Here is a 16732-nt window from a genome sequence, read left to right as displayed (position 1 = left end):
AATTGGTAATGGGTAATGGGTAATGGGTAATGGGTAATTGGAGGAGAAAGGAGATAAGAGGAACAAATTCTTTTATAAACGAAAGGCGATATCTGAAAGTTTGAGGCTGGAAGTTGAGGTTTTGAACTCGAATGTTGAGGCTTTAAGCTTGGAAGTTGAGGTTTTGAGGCTGGAAGTTGAGGTTTTGAACTCGAATGTTGAGGCTTTAAGCCTGGAAGTTGAGGTTTTGAGGCTGAATGTTGAGGCTTTGAGCCTGGAAGTTGCACATTTGAGCCGGAAAGTTGCGGCTTTAAGCCTGAAAGTTGCGCCTTTGAGCCTGGAAATTGCGGCTTTGAGCCGGAAAGTTGCGGCTTTAAGCCTGGATGTTGAGGTTCTGAGGCTGGATGTTGCGGCTTTGAGCCTGAAATTTAACTCTTGGCCTCGCAATCCTTCCCCATTACCCATTACCAATTGCCCATTACCCATTACCAATTACCCATTACCCATTACCCATTACCCATTACCCATTACCCATTACCCATTACCCATTACTCAAGAATTCCGAAACCGATATCCAACTCCGCGCACGCTTTCAATCCAAGTTAAGCCAGTTATTGAGTCAATCTTTTTGCGGATGCGTTGAATACAGACATCAACGACATTGGTGTTGGGGTTGAAATCATAGCCCCAGACGTGCTCTAAAATTTGGGTGCGGGTAAAAACTCGCCCTGGTGAACGCATCAGGTATTCTACAAGATTAAATTCGCGGGTGGTAAGTTCGACCACCTGTCCATCACAAGTAACTTCCCGGGTGATGCGATCTAGCTTGATGGGGCCGACAGAAAGTAAATTTTGGCGATCGCCTAAACTCCGGCGCACTACTGCATGAATTCTGGCTGCTAACTCTTCCACAAAAAACGGTTTGGCTATGTAATCATCAGCCCCTAAGTTTAAACCTTCTAAGCGATCGTCTAGTTCATTCCGAGCTGTTAACAAGATTACAGGCGTATTCCGCCCTTTCTGCCGCAATTGTTTGAGAATCGATAGCCCATCCTTCCCCGGCACCATAATATCGAGAATTAGGGCATCGTATTCGTTATCTAATGCCTTGAGATATCCTTCATCACCATTGTCGCAATAGTCTACGACAAATCCCTGCTCCTTCAATCCATCTCGGACGAAGTTAGCAATTTTTGCTTCATCTTCGACAAACAGAACATTCACAAGTACAAGCATTCATTAGTTTACTGATGGCTCCATTTTAGATTGATTACCCTGTAGCTCAAATTACAAAACTGTAATTCATAAACTAAGTGGTTTGTAATTTTGGGGTGGCTAAATCATAAATATCAACACCACTCCACTACTTCTAAAGGTTGATTGTTATGAAAATTCGTCAAATGTTAGCCGTAGCAGCGATTCCTTTTGTAATTGGTTCGTTTGCATTTGCACCTAGTCAAGCCAAAGCTGAAGCGCCATCCCATCCCCATGAAAAAATAGCCCAACAAACCGATAGACCACTTACTGAACAGCAACAACCTAATAAAAAACCACAGGCTAGGCATCAAAAACCCCGTCCTCAACAGAAAAAGCGTTCTCCCCAACGCCCCCAGCCACACCAAAATCACAAAAATCCCCAAACTCCGCAAGCAAATAATTTGGGTTTAGAACAAATTCAGGTAGAACCCAACAATCACAACACTGGTAATTTAAATCAACCAAGGTAAAGGGGAAAACTGGGAAAGGGGACAGAAAAGATATTTAACCTAGGACTTACACAAGTGTCACATTTTTCTCGTTTAGGCTGTCAAGAGTCAAAAGTCCAAAAAACCTGAATTTTTGACCCTTGACCCTTGACTGTTGACTCTTAAACCAGAAGTTTGGTGTACCAGTTGCGTAAGTCCTGTAACCTTTTCCCTAACGCAAATTCCCAATTGGACATTTTATTCTTTGCAGTCTTTCAAGCTGTCTAAATTACAAAAATGTAATCAATCACCAGGGTGAACTGTAATTTTAGGTCGGCTTAATCAGAAATATAAACAATCTCTCTATGGAAGGAAGATCATGAAATTTCGTAAAGCATTAGTTATCACAGCGATTCCTGTTTTGTTGGGTACAGTTGGTTTGATTTCACTTCAGCAAGTAGATGCTGCTAATAAATTTCAGCACATTGCTCAAAATTCACAACCCCCCAACGAACCCCAAGATGGGCAAAGAAGACCACCTCGTCCTGATTTTGCAGCAGCGGCGGCTAAGTTAGGTATTACAGAACAACAACTAAAAGATGCTTTGGGAGTTCCTGCTAATCCCCCTACTCCCGGCGAAGGTGGTAATCAGCAGCGTCCACCTCGACCAGATTTTAAAGCGGCGGCGGCTAAGTTAGGTATTACAGAACAAAAATTAAAGGATGCGTTAGGAGTTCCCGCTAATCCTCCAGGTGAAGGCGGAAATCATCAGCGTCCCCCCCGGCCAGATTTTAAAGCGGCGGCTACTAAGTTAGGTGTTACAGAACAAAAATTAAAGGATGCGTTAGGAGTTCCCGCCAATCCCCCTACTCCGGGACAAGGCGGAAATCAGCAGCGTCCACCTCGACCAGATTTTAAAGCGGCGGCGGCTAAGTTAGGCGTTACAGAACAACAATTAAAGGATGCGTTAGGAGTTCCCGCCAATCCTCCAGGCGATCGCCCTGAAGAAAATAGATAGTTTAGTATTCAGTTAAACCACATCATTGTATATCTTTGACTGTTGATAGTTCACAGTCAACAGTCAACAACAAGAACGTGAAAAACAACAATCAGCAACTAAATTGGATTTTGAATCGCAGACAAACACTAGCTTTATTTAGAGTAGCTGGAACTGCAATCCTTGTAGGATGTCTCCCCAGAAAATTTCAATCTGTACAAGCACAATCCAGTTTACCTGGGTGTGTAATTAGTCCAGAACAGACCGAAGGCCCGTATTTTGTAGATGAAAAACTCAAACGTTCTGACATCAGATCCGATCCCGCAGATGGTTCGGTGAAAGAAGGTGTACCGCTACAACTGACACTGCGAGTTTCCCAAGTTAATAATACTCAATGTCAGCCTTTGGCAAATGCGATCGTAGATATTTGGCATTGTGACGCGCTAGGACTATATTCAGACGTGGAAGATCCACGCTTCAATACCATTGGTAAAAAGTTTTTGCGCGGATATCAAGTAACAGACGTAAACGGAACTGTGCAGTTCACAACCATCTATCCCGGTTGGTATCAAGGTAGAACAGTGCATATTCACTTTAAAGTACGCACAGAAGGGACATCAAACCAGAGTTACGAATTTACCTCACAACTATATTTTGATGATGCCATTAGCGATCGCGTATATACACAAGCACCATACGCCAGCAAAGGACAGCGCACACTCAAAAATGCCCAAGACGGAATTTTCAACAATGGTGGACAGCAATTATTGCTCAACCTCACCAAAACCAGCCAAGGTTACGCCGCAACTTTCGATATTGGGATGCAAATTGCTTGAGCCGGCTTTTGTATATTTGCCCCAATAATAAGAGCGATCGCACTAGTTGAGAGAAAAGGTGAAATGGTAAAGGATTTGTCGTTACCTTTCCCCTTTCCCCCTTACCCCACTCACAAACCTTCCCACGCCGCTTGAAAAAAGTCACGTTCACAGAACATAGCATAACGGTAAGTAGAGTCTACTAACGTTGTAGCACTGGCGTAACTATCAACTAAAGCGTCTAATTGTGCTGCTAAGGGTTGAAAATCTGAACTACTGTAAGTCCGAATCCAGTTTGCATAAACATGATCCGGAATGCCATCTTTAGCTAATTGTTCTCCTAAAAATGCATACAAACGCATACAAGGAGACATTGCCGCAGCCGTTAAACCCACATCTCCACCCCAAGCTGTCGCTAATAAAAAGTCAGTATACCGACGAGTTGCTGCTCCTGGTTGTACAGAATGCAAATTTACTCCCCACTCAGCAGCATATCCTTCATGTAGCCGCAATTCTTGCAACACCCCATCAGCTAGACTATGAAATGTTGTAAATCCTTGCCAGTCTGGTGATTTAGCTGCGGCGATACTGTAAGCACGAGCAAAAGCTTCTAAGAAAAAAGCATCTTGTCCGACATAGTAAGCAAATTTTTCTTGCTCCAGAGTACCTTTAGCAATACCTTGCACAAAAGGATGATTTAAACAAGCTTGAGCTAAATCTTGATTTGCTATCCATAATTCACTAGATATAGTCATCGTTCAAAAAATTCAGGATTTTATACCAATTCAAATAATGTTTGCGACATATCAATATATTTTAGAGGGCAAGGCAGTACCTTGCCCCTACAATCTTTCGCATTCTTTTTTTAAATTGGTATTAATAAATGTAGGGTGTGTTGTCGCGTAGCGCAACGCACCTTCTAATATAAAAATAAATTCTCCTAATTCAGCATATCTATTTGATTAAAGATAAATTATTGCTTAATATTCATAATTAAAATACCACGCTACTGACTTAACTGGGCAAATGCCATTTAATAAACTCTTCTATACTCGATATAGTTAAAAAATCAATGGTTTTGAACTGCCTATCAATAGCTGGAAGACTACATATTTTTGCACCAATACTTAAATATGCTTGTAAAATATTAGGAATATTTACATTACAAGAATCTAGGCAATCTGAACTAATTTCTAGAGAGTATTGTAAATTTGGATATACTAAAATGCTCGGATGCATTAAATTATGACGCTGAAAATAATGATAAGCACAAGTAGCTTGCCAAGGGTTTTGTGTAAGCAGTGATGCACATCCAAAAAAATATTTGCAGCCGCTAAGAATCAAATAATTTGCTAGCCCTTGCCATAGTAATAAAAGTGATTGACTATTGCGGTATTCTTTAGCTATACAAGCACGTCCAACTTCTACAGACATTTGCAGCACATACTCGGGAATACCATTAAGATTAAATATATCAGCAGCATCAAAACCTAATCCTTTGGAAGCCATAGTATAGGTTTGCATCCGATACGTTCCTATAGTTTTACCAGTAGCTTTAGAAACCAACATTAAATGATGGCAAACATTATCAAACCTATCTCTATCCATTTGGCTCAGGTTAGAACTAGAGAAACCTAAATTTAACTCAAGATTAAAAACTTCAAAGCGTAAACGAAATATAGATTCTAATTCTGCTTCTGTTGAAGCAAGTTTTAAAATATAATTTTGGCTTTGTAAAATTGGAAAATCTTGAAATAATAAAGGAGGACTAAGTGGCTGATAGATGTTATGGCAAGAGATTTCCATCTGTCTTCCTACGGGAAATTGGAAAAGTATCCTAGTAGTAAAAAAATCAACAATTAAACATCAAAAGCGCTTCCTGATGTTAAGAGAAGTTTAAAGATTATAGAGTTTTGATACCAATTTGAAAAAAGAAGGCGATAGATGGATTAGTAAGACTGTAATACAGATAGTAATTCCCAATCCAAAATCTAAAATCTAAAATCCAAAATGGTATGAGATAGGTTGTTTGTATTATGAACAGAATTGCTAAAAAAATCTGGCAATAAGATACAAAATTTTTAATAAATGTTATGCATTCATAGCTTTGGCATAACATTCCCACAGAGAGATAAAAAACCCTCGGAATTATCCGGGGGCTTGTATATTTTTTACAGGTCTGATAAAGACCATTGAATTATCTATCATTTGTCAATGACAAATTTTCCACAATAGTTAGGATGACTAATAGTGCGATATCTACGATGGGCTAGGCCTACGCACTATATTTCCATCATCTTTCTTACCCCTTAAGATAGGCAAGAATCAGTGAAAAGTATCACTTTGGCAATTGGTAGATGCGTAATTGTCCAGATATCAGACAATTAATTGCGGTGATTATTACTGTAGCGAACCCTAGTACCTGCCCAAAGTAACTTCTCTCGCAACGTTTGATAATATGAATTGTTCTCCCGCAAAATGATAAATTTAGCTCGACAATCAGCCATCCGCACATCAACGCGGTGTCCTGGCCAAATTGAAGTAGCTAAAACCCCATCTGTCCACAGCTTAGTACTCAAATCATAATCCCCCAAAGGCCAAATGCTGACCACAGAACCAGGGGGTAAGACTAGGGGACGGCTAGAAAGACTCATGGGGCAAATGGGAGTGATGGTAATCGCTTCCATACCATCGTGCATAATTGGGCCATTGGCGGAAACGGTGTAACCAGTGGAACCCGTGGGAGTAGAAATAATTAACCCATCGCCAACATATTGATCGACTACCTCACCGTCAATTTCCATTTCCAAAATTGAGGTAATCATGCGATCGGCAGAAGCGGGTTTGACACAGAATTCATTCAAAGCCAGATAGCGTTCGCTGACTGGTTCTAAATTCGGGCCATAACCCTCAAAAACTGCCGCTTGCAACATCATTCGCCGCTGGATAGCATAGCGATCTTCAAATAGTCGATCCCAAACTTTTTCCGTATCTTGAAATTCTTCAACGGATTCAGTCAAGAACCCCAGATGACCTCCCACATTCACTCCCAGAATGGGGATGCCAGCTGGAGCGAGATGTCTGGCACCTGTTAATACAGTGCCATCACCACCAAGTACCAATGCCAGATCAATTGGTTGACCTGCGGAAGCTAAGAATACCGGATAAGGGTTATCTTTTGGGCCGCTAGGCCCCATCAACACATGACACTGGCGATTTTCTAGTTGTTTAGCACAGATTTCTGCCCAACGTTTACTTTGGGCATCCCGTGCCTTATAAGCAATGATTACCTGCTTGAGTTGCACGCAAAATTACCACTTCAGGAGATTAAACTGCTCCATATCGACGGTATCACGGTTGCGATAAATGGCAAGCACGATCGCTAAACCTACCGCCGCCTCGGCTGCGGCCACGGTGATCACAAAAACGGTGAACACTTGACCTTTAATTAATGTTGAGTCCAAGAAGTTGGAAAATGCCATTAAATTCAAATTAACAGCATTTAGCAGCAACTCGATTGACATCAGTACCCGCACAGCGTTGCGGCTGGTAATTAAACCGTAGATGCCTATACAAAATAAAGCAGCTGCAAGTAATAAAAAGTACTGGAGTTGCATGAATCTTTGGAGTTTTTATTGAGATATCGTTTGTTAGTTGTTGCTTTGCCTTATTCGCGGCGAGAACTGCCACGATATACGGGAGTATCGCCAGAGTCATTGCGAATGCTACCGATTGCTGCCATTTCTTTCGGACGTTCTGGCAAAGTTAAAACACTTTGTGCCTGTTCGGTAGTGTCTGCATCTGGTAAGTATTCGCGACGCGCCAAAATAATTGCTCCCACCATCGCCATCAACAACAAAACGGAAGCTAATTCAAAAGGTAGGAGAAAATCCGTAAAGAAATGCTGGCCAATCACAACTATTGAACTTTCGCCAGTTACGGGATTAGTTGCATAAGCCCAAGGGGTAGCTAAGATCATTGTGCTTAACAGCCCAAACAATCCCAAGCTGACTACACCAGTAAAGATTTTCCGTAGTCCAGCACTAGGAAAAGGTGCAAAATCCTGCCGCTTGTTAACCAACATGATCGCAAACAAGATCAGCACGTTAACTGCACCAACATAAATCAGCACTTGTGCTGCTGCTACAAAGTCGCCATTGAGCAATAGATACAGCCCAGCTATGCTGATGAACACCCCACCCAGCAAAAAGGCTGAATAGACGATACTAGAAGACAACACTACGCCTAATGCTGCTCCAATCATCATTACAGCCAGTATGCCAAAGGAAACAATCTGTACTCCTTCTGCTAGATTCACTGTTTTTTGTCCTCAATCACTTGTCGTTGGTCAAAAGTCAAGTGTCAAGAGTCAAGTGTCAAGAGTCAATTGACCAAATCTGGACTTTGGACTTTTGACTTTGGACGGTTGACTCACCACTTTTATTTTTCTGTTTGTTCTACCAGGTCTTCTGGACGCGCACCAGGACGGGGAGCATCAGCAGGTAGATCGTGGGGTTCCATGACACCTTTAGGCAGATAAACTAATTCGCGCAGTGGTGTCACCATTGGGTCGTTGGTTACCTTGTAAGGTAAGCGTCCCAAGGCCACGTTATCATAGTTCAACTCATGGCGATCATAAGTGGATAGCTCGTAATCTTCTGTCATGGAAAGACAGTTGGTTGGGCAATATTCCACACAGTTACCGCAGAAGATACAAACTCCAAAGTCAATACTGTAGTGATTGAGCTTTTTCTTTTTGCTGGCTTTATCGAATTCCCAATCAACTACAGGTAAGTTGATGGGGCAAACGCGCACACAAACTTCACAAGCGATACATTTATCAAACTCAAAGTGAATTCTGCCGCGAAAACGTTCACCAGGAATTAATTTTTCGTAAGGGTACTGTACAGTAATTGGCCGCCGACGCATATGGTCAAAGGTTACAGATAACCCTTGACCAATGTAACGACCAGCTTGTACTGCTTCCTTGGCATAATCGCCAACTTGCTTCAGGAACTTTAGCATTGTGTTTTACTCTCTCTGTTGTTCTTTATTAGTCATCAGTCATCTCTTACAAAGTTCTGAGCTGAGGTTTCCTCCGCTCAGACTTTGCGCTTTGTCATTGGGAAGTTGACAAATGACTGATCACTAACCTCCAAAGGCGACGGGAAAAGCTAGTTTCAGGGCTGCGGTTAATAACAGATTAACCAAACCAACTGGTAGTAAGAACTTCCATCCTAGATCTAACAATTGGTCAATCCGTACCCGGGGTACTGTCCAGCGCAACAAAATGGCGACAAATACTAGTAGGTAGGCTTTGAGTACGGTCATAATGATACCCAAAGATGCAGTGACAACCTGCAATACTGGATTGAGTTCACTAACACCTAGCCAATTAGCGATCGCACTGATGGGGATGGGAAAATCCCAACCACCGAGGTATAAAATAGCAACAAGTAAGCTAGAAAGGATTAAGTTAACGTAGGAACCCAGGTAAAATAAACCGAATTTCATCCCGGCATATTCTGTTTGATACCCTGCTACTAGTTCTTCTTCGGCTTCGGGTAAGTCAAAGGGTAAGCGTTCGCACTCAGCTAGGGCGGCGATCCAAAAGATTAAGAAACCTGCTGGTTGTCGCCAAATATTCCAACCCAAAATGCCGTAACCAGATTGCTGATTAACAATATCAACGGTGCTGAGGCTGTTAGACATCATTGCGATCGCTAACACACTCAACGCCAGGGGAATTTCATAACTAATTGACTGTGCTGCGGCTCTTAAGCCCCCTAAGAGCGAGTATTTGTTATTGGATGCATAGCCAGCCATTAATAAGCCAATTGGCTGAATGCTAGATAAGGCAATCCACAAAAAGACCCCCATGCCAACATTTGTAATGACAATATTCTGTCCAAAGGGCACAATCAGAAACGACAGAAACACTGGAATTACAACAATGATGGGGCCGAGAGTAAACAGCCAGGGGTCGGACTTGGCTGGGACTATATCTTCTTTAAAGACGAGCTTCAAACCATCTGCGACTGGTACCAGCAAACCAAAAGGCCCCATGTATTCCGGGCCAATCCGCTGTTGAGCTGCAGCGGAAATTTTCCGCTCTAGCCAAGTCGCTACTAATACTCCCACTGTTGCCCCAATTAGCATCAGTATCATCGGCAGAGGCATCCAAATCGCTTTGGCTGCGTCTGGTGGTAATCCTAAATCCGTGAGGGATTTAATAAAAGTTCCTTGGAGGTCAATTCCTGAATTCATGTTTCCGCTCTTTAAGTCAACTGAAGTGTGAAGTATGAAGTATGAATAAGAAAATTTCAGCCTTCAGCCTTCATCCTTGATCCTTGGATGATTACATTTAATTGATGATGATTTGCCAATTCCCATGTTTAGTATATCGTTGGATGGTTTTAGCCCTCTCAACCCAAATATCAAGATCTACTTATGGTTGGGATTGGGATTTACAAATCACAAACCCCCATTTACTTGGCTAAAATCAAAACTTAGGAGAGAAGCGTTGCACAGCAATATGGGCACATACTGCCACTAAATTCAGCACAAATGTTTCCGCCTCCATTGTGGCAACGGTTTTCGCTTTCTACAAGTTTGATAATTTGCCAGAAATGGGGGCTGGGATTACTAGTACTCCACCAACCCAACTGTGAAGGTACAGAAATAAATTGCGTAGACAGGTTAGTGGGCTTTGCTTTGGTTGCTAATGTCGTAGCTAAGGCTTCAGCCAGATGGGGAACAAAGATTGTCAAAAAAGCGGGAAGAAAGAGAAATAGCAGAGTGGCTTTGGTGGACTACTAGTAAAGCTTGTATCAGCCCTACCATCGCCTCTGGCTGCAGCTGCTTCTACAAAAAAGCGATCGCCAACGCTAAAGCGGAGTTACTTGAAAATTATTTCCCCTGCCATAGCGCTTTTTTACGTTACCTACCTACCAAACAGTGCCAAAGACCGGGGATGTTGACAGTTAATTAGCGTTGGTCAATGGGGATATAAGGAGCTTCATGCTGACCATTGTAAACCTGAGTGGGACGGAAAATTCGGTTTTCTTCTAGCTGTTCTTTCCAGTGAGCTAGCCAACCAGCAACACGGGCGATCGCAAAAATTGGTGTAAATAAGTCGGTGGGAATGCCCATCTTTCTATACACCAATCCCGAGTAAAAGTCAACATTAGGATAAATCCCTTTGTGACCTAGTTTTTCGGCTACTACCCGTTCCATCTCTTGGGCGATTTCATAGTACTTGTCTTCGCCAAATTTGGAAAACAGCTCTTCTGCCAAGTTTTGCAAAATCGTGGCTCTGGGGTCTTTCACCTTATACACGCGATGCCCAAAGCCCATAATTTTCGCTTTGCGCTGTATCAGGTCTTCAACGTAGGGACGAACATTAGCTACAGAGCCAATATCTTCTAGCATTTGAATGACTTCTTCATTTGCACCGCCATGCAACGGGCCACCCAAGGTTCCCACAGCGCTTGCAACCACGGCATAGGGATCTGTGAGGGTAGAAGCCGTCACCCTAGCGCTAAAGGTAGAAGCATTCATCGTATGCTCGACATGAAGTATCAAGCATATATCAAAAATTTTCGCCGCCAACGGATCGGGTTCTTTCTCGTCGAGCATATACAGAAAGTTAGCGGAGTAGTCCAAGTCATCCCGTGGGCGCACGGGGTCATTTCCTTTCCGCATCAACTGGAACGCCGCTACCATTGTGGGAATAGTAGCGATTAAGCGCACCACAGAATCTCGAATGTAGGCGGGATTATGTAAATCCCGAAGAGAATAGAACAGGCCTAATGCAGCAGCTGAGGCTTGTAAAGCATCCATAGGGTGTCCGCTTTCAGGAAAGCATTTCATCATGTCCCGGATGCGATATTTGATTCGTCTGTGGAGACGAACTTCCTCCTCAAATGCTGCTAGTTCTTCTTTACTTGGCAATTCACCCCAAATTAGGAGATAAGCAGTTTCCAAAAATGTACTTTTTGCTGCTAACTCCTCAATTCGGATGCCCCGATATTCTAGTATTCCCTTTTGCCCGTCAACATAGCTGATACTGGATTGGGCAGCAGGAATGCCTTCCAACCCGGGCTTATATTCGCACACCGACATGGCAACACCATCTGCTTTGTGAAAGATTTGCTCAGGCTAACTTACCAGAAATCGTTATTGCAAGAACAGTTTACAGTTATAATCTAAGTCCTTTCATAACTGTGAAAAACTGTTAAAGCAAGTACTTGGGTTGTGTCAACCAAAACATCTGACTACAACCCAGGGGAGAGCCTATTTCTGGTAGTTTTATCCCGATCATACCTGCTTTTTTCAAGACTAAACCTGCTTTGACTTCCCCCCAAAGAAGAATTTCTGCCCATTGGCTCAAATTAGGTTCGTGTCCTACTACGGCAAGTCGGGTATTTGGGGCATAATTTCTTGGCTCTAACCACTGTTTCACCCAATTATCGATATTACCATCAGGTGTCAGGTGATGAGATTCTTCTATCTGAGAACTTAATCCGGCTGCACTCAAAATCTCTGCTGTTTGGCGTGCCCTAGCTAAGGAGCTTGTAACAATTAAATCAAAGTGCAAACCCAAATTTACTAGGCGCTGGGAAATTTTCTCTGTTTTTTGTCTTCCTTCTTTGGTCAGAACTCGCTCTTCATCTTTAATATTGGCAGTCCTCTCTTGGGCTATACCATGACGAATCAGATATAATTCCATATTTGTTTATACTGTTAACATGTTCTATTAGATTTAAGCCAAGAAATAAAAATTCCTTGGCTTAAATCTAAATGAATTAAAGATGAATGATTACCATTTTTTGGCTGAGGTAATAGTCTTCACCTATCTATTAAATTTTATCTCCTGCCTTACTCTGACTGAATTGGGTTATCTTTGGGATTAACTAATTTCAGCAATTTCTGCTTGATTTGAGTGTCGAAAACTTCCCATTTCATTTTTGCGTAAGCGGAATTTTCGTTACCGCCAGATAAAAATCCCATCGGGATTTCAAAGCCACCTGCACCTGTTCTTCCACCACCAAAAAAGCGCCCATTACTATCTTGTCCAAAGGCTTCTTTGATGAATTCATCAGGGTCGAGAGTCAGTTTAGTGGTTCTCAGAGAACCAATAACTACTTCTAATTCATCATCTTCATCGTGAACAATACCGTAAACTACAGCGGTGTGAACGTTTTCTTCCGTCACGAGGAAATCTGCTGCTTGGGGGATAGCATCGCGGTCATCATAACGTAAATAACCAACACCAGCGATGGAAAAGTTATTTTGTACGATGCGGTTTTTGAGCGCTCGCTCAATTACATCCATTACCCGCTTAGACCGATTCGCCTGTAAAATGGCGTTTAGCAACTGGGCATCATAAAATCGACTCAGATATGCAGCAGCCATAAAATCCTCTTCTTGTGCTTGCATCAGTCGATTTGTATCCGATCGCAAGCCATGCATCAAGGCTGTGGCACATTTAACGTGCTGATTGATGCTGCTATCTAAGGTCAGTAATCCTGATTGTAGGTACTGGGTGAAAATTGTTGCTGTTGCTCGTACATAAGGACGGACATCGATAAATTCTGGTTTGAGATCCGCCTGTACGCTGTGATGGTCAATAACTGCAACTAGCGGTATTCCTGCTTGCTGCACTGCTGACAATAGTTGACTTGTGGTGCCTTGGTTATCAATTAAGATGAAACCCTGGTAAGATGACAAGTCTTTAGTTTTGAGGTTTTGCAATGTCCAACGCTGGGCTGGTAGATTTGTCAGCTTGACTAAGGCAATGTTCTCTTGGTGGCTTAAAGTCCCAGCATAAATAATTTCACACTTGATATCGTATTGCTGGGCGATTAACTGGTATGCCCACGCGCAAGAGAGGGCATCAGGGTCAGGAAAGTCTTGTAAGATGATCAACTGACGCTCATGTCGGTGCGCTAAAAGGGTTTTTTGCAGTTCCTCTGACTTTTGAGACACCAGAGAATTACTACGCTGAATTAGATAAATACCTCCGTCACTTGCCGATGGTGGTAGGGAGGTTTTAGCAAGTGGCACCTCAACAGGTACTGGGTCTATTTCAGCATCCTCTTGGTTCGGCTCTGTGGTCAATGATAAACTCTCAAACTGCATCAAGGAAGAATTCGATTGCATAGGGAATGTTGTTGTAAGCGTGAGGCTCCATGAATTCGTTGGAAAATACTACAATCAGATGTTCACTGATTTCGCCACACATAATGATCTTCGCAAAAATATAGAGGCATAGCACTATATATCTCGGTCTATTTTTTATCAAAACAAACAGTCACCATCTACCAATTTCTACTACCAAAATAAACAGCCTCTGGCAAACATCTTACTGAGTATTTTAAAAAACATTATCAAGATAATATATTTTTTTTCATCTTCTTTATTTTTCTCTTTTAAAGAGAAATAAACATAACTTTTGATATTGATCACTGGGCTAATAGCTGACCTCTAAAAGCACCAAACTTATTGAGGTCTAGACTTGCTGGTATCCAGATTTTTTACCCAGTAACTCCGCCAATCATATATTTTTAGTGCTTTTGTACATTTTGGGAATTGGTATTTGCTTGGTTACAGTTTTTACATACTTGGTCGCGGGTATTGAGTGATGGGATAATTCTCAAGCTCCTAGTTTTATCCCTTATTTTTATTGTTAACGAAAAATGACCTTTTCCCATTGACTTTCATAATCCTGCTAACTTCCCTCACTGCCTTGCAGTTTATGAATGCCATAAGGTACAATAAGGAGCTTGCCTATACTCTAAAGATTTATGCAGGCAAAACAATAGAAGAGTACTGTGTTTAGCCCATACCCTTACTCTCAACCCAGAGACAAATTAAGGCATACCCTAGGTAAAATGACACAAGCGCATTTCTAGGTTATGATGCTCGACCGTGATGATTTAAATGCTGAAGCTCAAAGACCTATCACATATTTTTGCCACTCTTTGTGCAATCCACTCTTTAAATGCTTGCTCACCTCAAAATAGAGGCTGCTGTATGGTTGGCGGGGAGGATGGCGTAAAAGCATATGGGCTTCATGAGGCGTGCGACTGCCTTTTTTGACATTACAACGCACACAAGCCGTGACAATGTTCTCCCAACTATCTCCACCACCGCGCGATCGCGGGAGGACATGATCCAGAGTTAGCTCGTCCCCTGTATAACCGCAATATTGGCAAGTATGACCATCGCGGTGCAAGATATTTCTTCGAGTCAGAGGAATTTCTTTATAGGGAACGCGCACATAATGACGCAACCGGATTACTGTTGGCAATGGAAAATCCGAGTACAGGAATTTACCGTTATGTTCAATGCGTTCTGCCTTGCCCTTAATTAACAAAACCGCAGCTCGTCGCCAACTCGTGATATTGAGCGGTTCGTAAGAGGCATTGAGGACTAAAACCTTACCCATTGATAAGCGCTCAAGGTATTAGTTTTACATATATTAACACAGATCTATGCTAGTTGTGTGATGAGAATAAATTATACTTTTGCCCTAATTGCCAACTATAGCCAATAAATGCTCAATATATAAGTATCAATTAACATAACCCTACAGTAGTCAGCTATCTTGGGTTAGCTGGGTGTGGAGATATAAGAATAGTCAGAGCAATGCTGACTGAAGCTAAGTAGCAAAAATTACTCATAACCGATAGCTAATAAATGAAGTTGCATTTTTGTAAACCATTATCTTTGGTCTACAAAATGAATTTTGCTAAAAATTCCTACACAAGGCACACAAATTTACCATTGAGCGGTCTTGTGACAATTCCATAATCAAGGGTAAACTGCCTGATTAATCTGATTCATCTGCCAAAAGTTGAATACATAGATTATCTAGGTTATCTAGAAGCCTTGTATGGTGTGATAGGAGTAAGTAAATATGTTAAGTAGCAAACAAATTACCCCAGTAGCCTCTGGGAGTGGATGTGATACCTATGCTTGGTTGTGCCAACGTGCTTGGGTAGAAATTGATTTAGCAGCGTTATCGCATAATGTCCGGCAATTAGTTAGCTTACTATCTTCACAGACTCAACTAATGGCAGTTGTCAAAGCTGATGCTTATGGACATGGTGCGGTTAGTGTTGCCAAAACTGCATTAGAATCAGGTGCTAGTTGGTTGGGAGTTGCTACAGTTCCTGAGGGGATTCAACTGCGAGAAGCAGGTATTAAAGCTCCCATACTAATATTAGGTGCTATTCAAACTCCCGAACAAATTCAAGCGATCGCCCAGTGGAAACTCCAACCCACATTGTGTAGCCCTAAGCAAGCTTTGGTATTTTCCAACACCCTAGAAGCAATACAACATAGTTCTCCTTTACCCGTACATATCAAATTAGATACGGGTATGTCTCGGTTAGGAACTAATTGGCAACAAACAGGAGAGTTTGTGCGGTTGGTAAAAAGTTTACCCCATCTGAGCATTGCTAGCGTTTATTCTCACCTAGCAACAGCAGACGATCCAGACACTACGGTTATGAAAGAACAGCATAGAAGATTTGAGGAAGCGATCGCTCAAATCAAAGCTATGGGAATTGAACCACCTTGCTTGCACTTGGCTAATTCCGCCGCCACTCTTGCAGATTCCAGCTTACACTACAACATTGTGCGTGTTGGGTTAGCGGTTTACGGACTTTACCCCTCTGAGCATTTACAAAATACCATCAACCTCCAACCAGTTTTGCAAGTCAAGGCGCGTGTCACCCAAGTAAAAACTATTAGTGCTGGTACTGGTATTAGCTATGGACATCAATTTATTGCGCCTCACGAACTCCGGATTGCAGTTGTGGGTATTGGTTACGCTGATGGTGTACCGCGTCATCTTTCCAACAATATGCAAGTGTTAATTCGTGGTCAGCGCATACCCCAAATTGGCACAATTACAATGGATCAGTTAATGGTTGATGTGAGTACCATCCCTGATATCCAAGAGGGAGAAGTAGTTACATTATTAGGGCAACAAGGTAAAGAAAAAATCTCGGCTAACGATTGGGCAAAGAAATTAGATACTATTTCTTGGGAGATTCTCTGCGGGTTTAAGCATCGTTTACCTCGCGTATCAATGACTTAGTAGTCAAAAAAGCAATTTATTTTTCAGGTGCGTTATCAAGTAAAACATAACGCACCGCTAATGGCATCTAGGACACTAGGCTAAACTTTATTAACGTATCCTACGATATATTAAAAAAATTAAATTTTTATATTCATCCCTTTTT

At 42.0% G+C, this 16732-nt stretch carries 18 protein-coding genes; 6 read left to right on the top strand and 12 right to left on the bottom strand.

From position 1 onward, the window contains the following. Positions 1 to 121: 121 nt before the first annotated feature. Positions 122 to 622, top strand: a complete 501-nt coding sequence (locus tag AACU25_RS21660; RefSeq protein ID WP_190445988.1) for a coiled-coil domain-containing protein — start codon at positions 122 to 124, stop codon at positions 620 to 622. Here AACU25_RS21660 and AACU25_RS21655 read toward each other — a convergent pair. Continuing rightward, positions 532 to 1203, bottom strand: coding sequence for a response regulator transcription factor (locus AACU25_RS21655; RefSeq protein ID WP_045872435.1), 672 nt, complete (start codon positions 1201 to 1203; stop codon positions 532 to 534). The two genes, AACU25_RS21660 and AACU25_RS21655, sit on opposite strands and share 91 nt — an antisense overlap. A 161-nt stretch (positions 1204 to 1364) precedes the next feature. On the opposite strand from AACU25_RS21655, the gene AACU25_RS21650 reads away from it, so the two are divergent. The 3 genes from AACU25_RS21650 to AACU25_RS21640 all read left to right on the top strand — a co-directional run bounded on the left by AACU25_RS21650 (position 1365) and on the right by AACU25_RS21640 (position 3497). Next, positions 1365 to 1706, top strand: coding sequence for a hypothetical protein (locus AACU25_RS21650; protein WP_096579155.1), 342 nt, complete (start codon positions 1365 to 1367; stop codon positions 1704 to 1706). Positions 1707 to 2043: 337 nt separating this feature from the next. After that, positions 2044 to 2682 carry a hypothetical protein gene (locus AACU25_RS21645; RefSeq protein WP_096579153.1) on the top strand — a complete coding sequence of 213 codons (639 nt, stop codon included), beginning with the start codon at positions 2044 to 2046 and terminating at the stop codon, positions 2680 to 2682. 77 nt (positions 2683 to 2759) lie between these two features. Beyond that, a complete protein-coding gene (locus AACU25_RS21640) occupies positions 2760 to 3497 on the top strand; it encodes an intradiol ring-cleavage dioxygenase (protein WP_096579151.1) in 738 nt (245 codons plus the stop codon). 110 nt (positions 3498 to 3607) lie between these two features. Here the strand turns inward: AACU25_RS21640 and AACU25_RS21635 are convergent, their stop codons facing one another. From AACU25_RS21635 to nuoH, 7 genes are all read right to left on the bottom strand, one after another. Beyond that, positions 3608 to 4231, bottom strand: a complete 624-nt coding sequence (locus AACU25_RS21635) for a TenA family protein (protein ID WP_096579149.1) — start codon at positions 4229 to 4231, stop codon at positions 3608 to 3610. Between the two features lie 259 nt (positions 4232 to 4490). After that, on the bottom strand, positions 4491 to 5282 hold the full coding sequence (locus tag AACU25_RS21630; RefSeq protein WP_096579147.1) for a GNAT family N-acetyltransferase: 792 nt from the start codon (positions 5280 to 5282) through the stop codon (positions 4491 to 4493). A 578-nt stretch (positions 5283 to 5860) separates the two neighbouring features. Continuing rightward, a complete protein-coding gene (locus tag AACU25_RS21625; RefSeq protein WP_096579145.1) occupies positions 5861 to 6781 on the bottom strand; it encodes an NAD(+) kinase in 921 nt (306 codons plus the stop codon). 6 nt (positions 6782 to 6787) lie between these two features. Next, positions 6788 to 7093 (bottom strand): NADH-quinone oxidoreductase subunit NuoK, encoded by a 306-nt coding sequence (nuoK, locus tag AACU25_RS21620; RefSeq protein WP_006199065.1) that lies wholly within the window; start codon positions 7091 to 7093, stop codon positions 6788 to 6790. 50 nt (positions 7094 to 7143) lie between these two features. Beyond that, on the bottom strand, positions 7144 to 7794 hold the full coding sequence (locus tag AACU25_RS21615; RefSeq protein WP_096579143.1) for an NADH-quinone oxidoreductase subunit J: 651 nt from the start codon (positions 7792 to 7794) through the stop codon (positions 7144 to 7146). 122 nt (positions 7795 to 7916) lie between these two features. Continuing rightward, positions 7917 to 8501 carry an NAD(P)H-quinone oxidoreductase subunit I gene (gene ndhI / locus AACU25_RS21610; RefSeq protein WP_045872285.1) on the bottom strand — a complete coding sequence of 195 codons (585 nt, stop codon included), beginning with the start codon at positions 8499 to 8501 and terminating at the stop codon, positions 7917 to 7919. A 123-nt stretch (positions 8502 to 8624) separates the two neighbouring features. Beyond that, positions 8625 to 9743: an NADH-quinone oxidoreductase subunit NuoH gene (gene nuoH / locus AACU25_RS21605; protein ID WP_045872286.1), complete on the bottom strand. Its 1119-nt coding sequence runs from the start codon at positions 9741 to 9743 to the stop codon at positions 8625 to 8627. 496 nt (positions 9744 to 10239) lie between these two features. Here nuoH and AACU25_RS21600 point away from each other — a divergent pair, with 496 nt between their 5' ends. Further along, entirely contained in the window at positions 10240 to 10467 is a 228-nt protein-coding gene (locus tag AACU25_RS21600; RefSeq protein WP_190445987.1) for a hypothetical protein, read from the top strand. Here AACU25_RS21600 and AACU25_RS21595 read toward each other — a convergent pair. From AACU25_RS21595 to AACU25_RS21580, 4 genes are all read right to left on the bottom strand, one after another. After that, positions 10464 to 11600 carry a citrate synthase gene (locus AACU25_RS21595; protein ID WP_096579139.1) on the bottom strand — a complete coding sequence of 379 codons (1137 nt, stop codon included), beginning with the start codon at positions 11598 to 11600 and terminating at the stop codon, positions 10464 to 10466. The genes AACU25_RS21600 and AACU25_RS21595 overlap by 4 nt on opposite strands. Before the next feature lie 112 nt (positions 11601 to 11712). Further along, positions 11713 to 12207: a phosphohistidine phosphatase SixA gene (gene sixA / locus AACU25_RS21590; protein WP_096579137.1), complete on the bottom strand. Its 495-nt coding sequence runs from the start codon at positions 12205 to 12207 to the stop codon at positions 11713 to 11715. 149 nt (positions 12208 to 12356) lie between these two features. Next, a complete protein-coding gene (locus tag AACU25_RS21585; protein ID WP_096579135.1) occupies positions 12357 to 13640 on the bottom strand; it encodes a DHH family phosphoesterase in 1284 nt (427 codons plus the stop codon). Between the two features lie 790 nt (positions 13641 to 14430). Then, positions 14431 to 14928 carry an HNH endonuclease gene (locus AACU25_RS21580; RefSeq protein WP_096579133.1) on the bottom strand — a complete coding sequence of 166 codons (498 nt, stop codon included), beginning with the start codon at positions 14926 to 14928 and terminating at the stop codon, positions 14431 to 14433. A 471-nt stretch (positions 14929 to 15399) separates the two neighbouring features. Between AACU25_RS21580 and alr the strand changes: the two genes are divergently transcribed. Continuing rightward, positions 15400 to 16587: an alanine racemase gene (gene alr / locus AACU25_RS21575; protein ID WP_096579131.1), complete on the top strand. Its 1188-nt coding sequence runs from the start codon at positions 15400 to 15402 to the stop codon at positions 16585 to 16587. Positions 16588 to 16732: the final 145 nt, after the last annotated feature.

It is taken from the genome of Tolypothrix tenuis PCC 7101 (assembly GCF_963874875.1).
Lineage (GTDB): Bacteria > Cyanobacteriota > Cyanobacteriia > Cyanobacteriales > Nostocaceae > Aulosira > Aulosira tenue.
This window is presented reverse-complemented; position numbering and strand designations above follow the sequence as displayed.

What these genes read in the sequence shown, in the direction of transcription:
- AACU25_RS21650 (WP_096579155.1), top strand. Translation starts at nt 1,365, where the DNA reads ATGAAAATTCGTCAAATGTTAGCCGTAGCAGCGATTCCTTTTGTAATT.
- AACU25_RS21645 (WP_096579153.1), top strand. Translation starts at nt 2,044, where the DNA reads ATGAAATTTCGTAAAGCATTAGTTATCACAGCGATTCCTGTTTTGTTG.
- AACU25_RS21635 (WP_096579149.1), bottom strand. Translation starts at nt 4,231, where the DNA reads ATGACTATATCTAGTGAATTATGGATAGCAAATCAAGATTTAGCTCAA.
- AACU25_RS21630 (WP_096579147.1), bottom strand. Translation starts at nt 5,282, where the DNA reads ATGGAAATCTCTTGCCATAACATCTATCAGCCACTTAGTCCTCCTTTA.
- nuoK (WP_006199065.1), bottom strand. Translation starts at nt 7,093, where the DNA reads ATGCAACTCCAGTACTTTTTATTACTTGCAGCTGCTTTATTTTGTATA.
- ndhI (WP_045872285.1), bottom strand. Translation starts at nt 8,501, where the DNA reads ATGCTAAAGTTCCTGAAGCAAGTTGGCGATTATGCCAAGGAAGCAGTA.
- nuoH (WP_045872286.1), bottom strand. Translation starts at nt 9,743, where the DNA reads ATGAATTCAGGAATTGACCTCCAAGGAACTTTTATTAAATCCCTCACG.
- AACU25_RS21595 (WP_096579139.1), bottom strand. Translation starts at nt 11,600, where the DNA reads ATGTCGGTGTGCGAATATAAGCCCGGGTTGGAAGGCATTCCTGCTGCC.
- sixA (WP_096579137.1), bottom strand. Translation starts at nt 12,207, where the DNA reads ATGGAATTATATCTGATTCGTCATGGTATAGCCCAAGAGAGGACTGCC.
- AACU25_RS21585 (WP_096579135.1), bottom strand. Translation starts at nt 13,640, where the DNA reads ATGCAATCGAATTCTTCCTTGATGCAGTTTGAGAGTTTATCATTGACC.
- AACU25_RS21580 (WP_096579133.1), bottom strand. Translation starts at nt 14,928, where the DNA reads ATGGGTAAGGTTTTAGTCCTCAATGCCTCTTACGAACCGCTCAATATC.
- alr (WP_096579131.1), top strand. Translation starts at nt 15,400, where the DNA reads ATGTTAAGTAGCAAACAAATTACCCCAGTAGCCTCTGGGAGTGGATGT.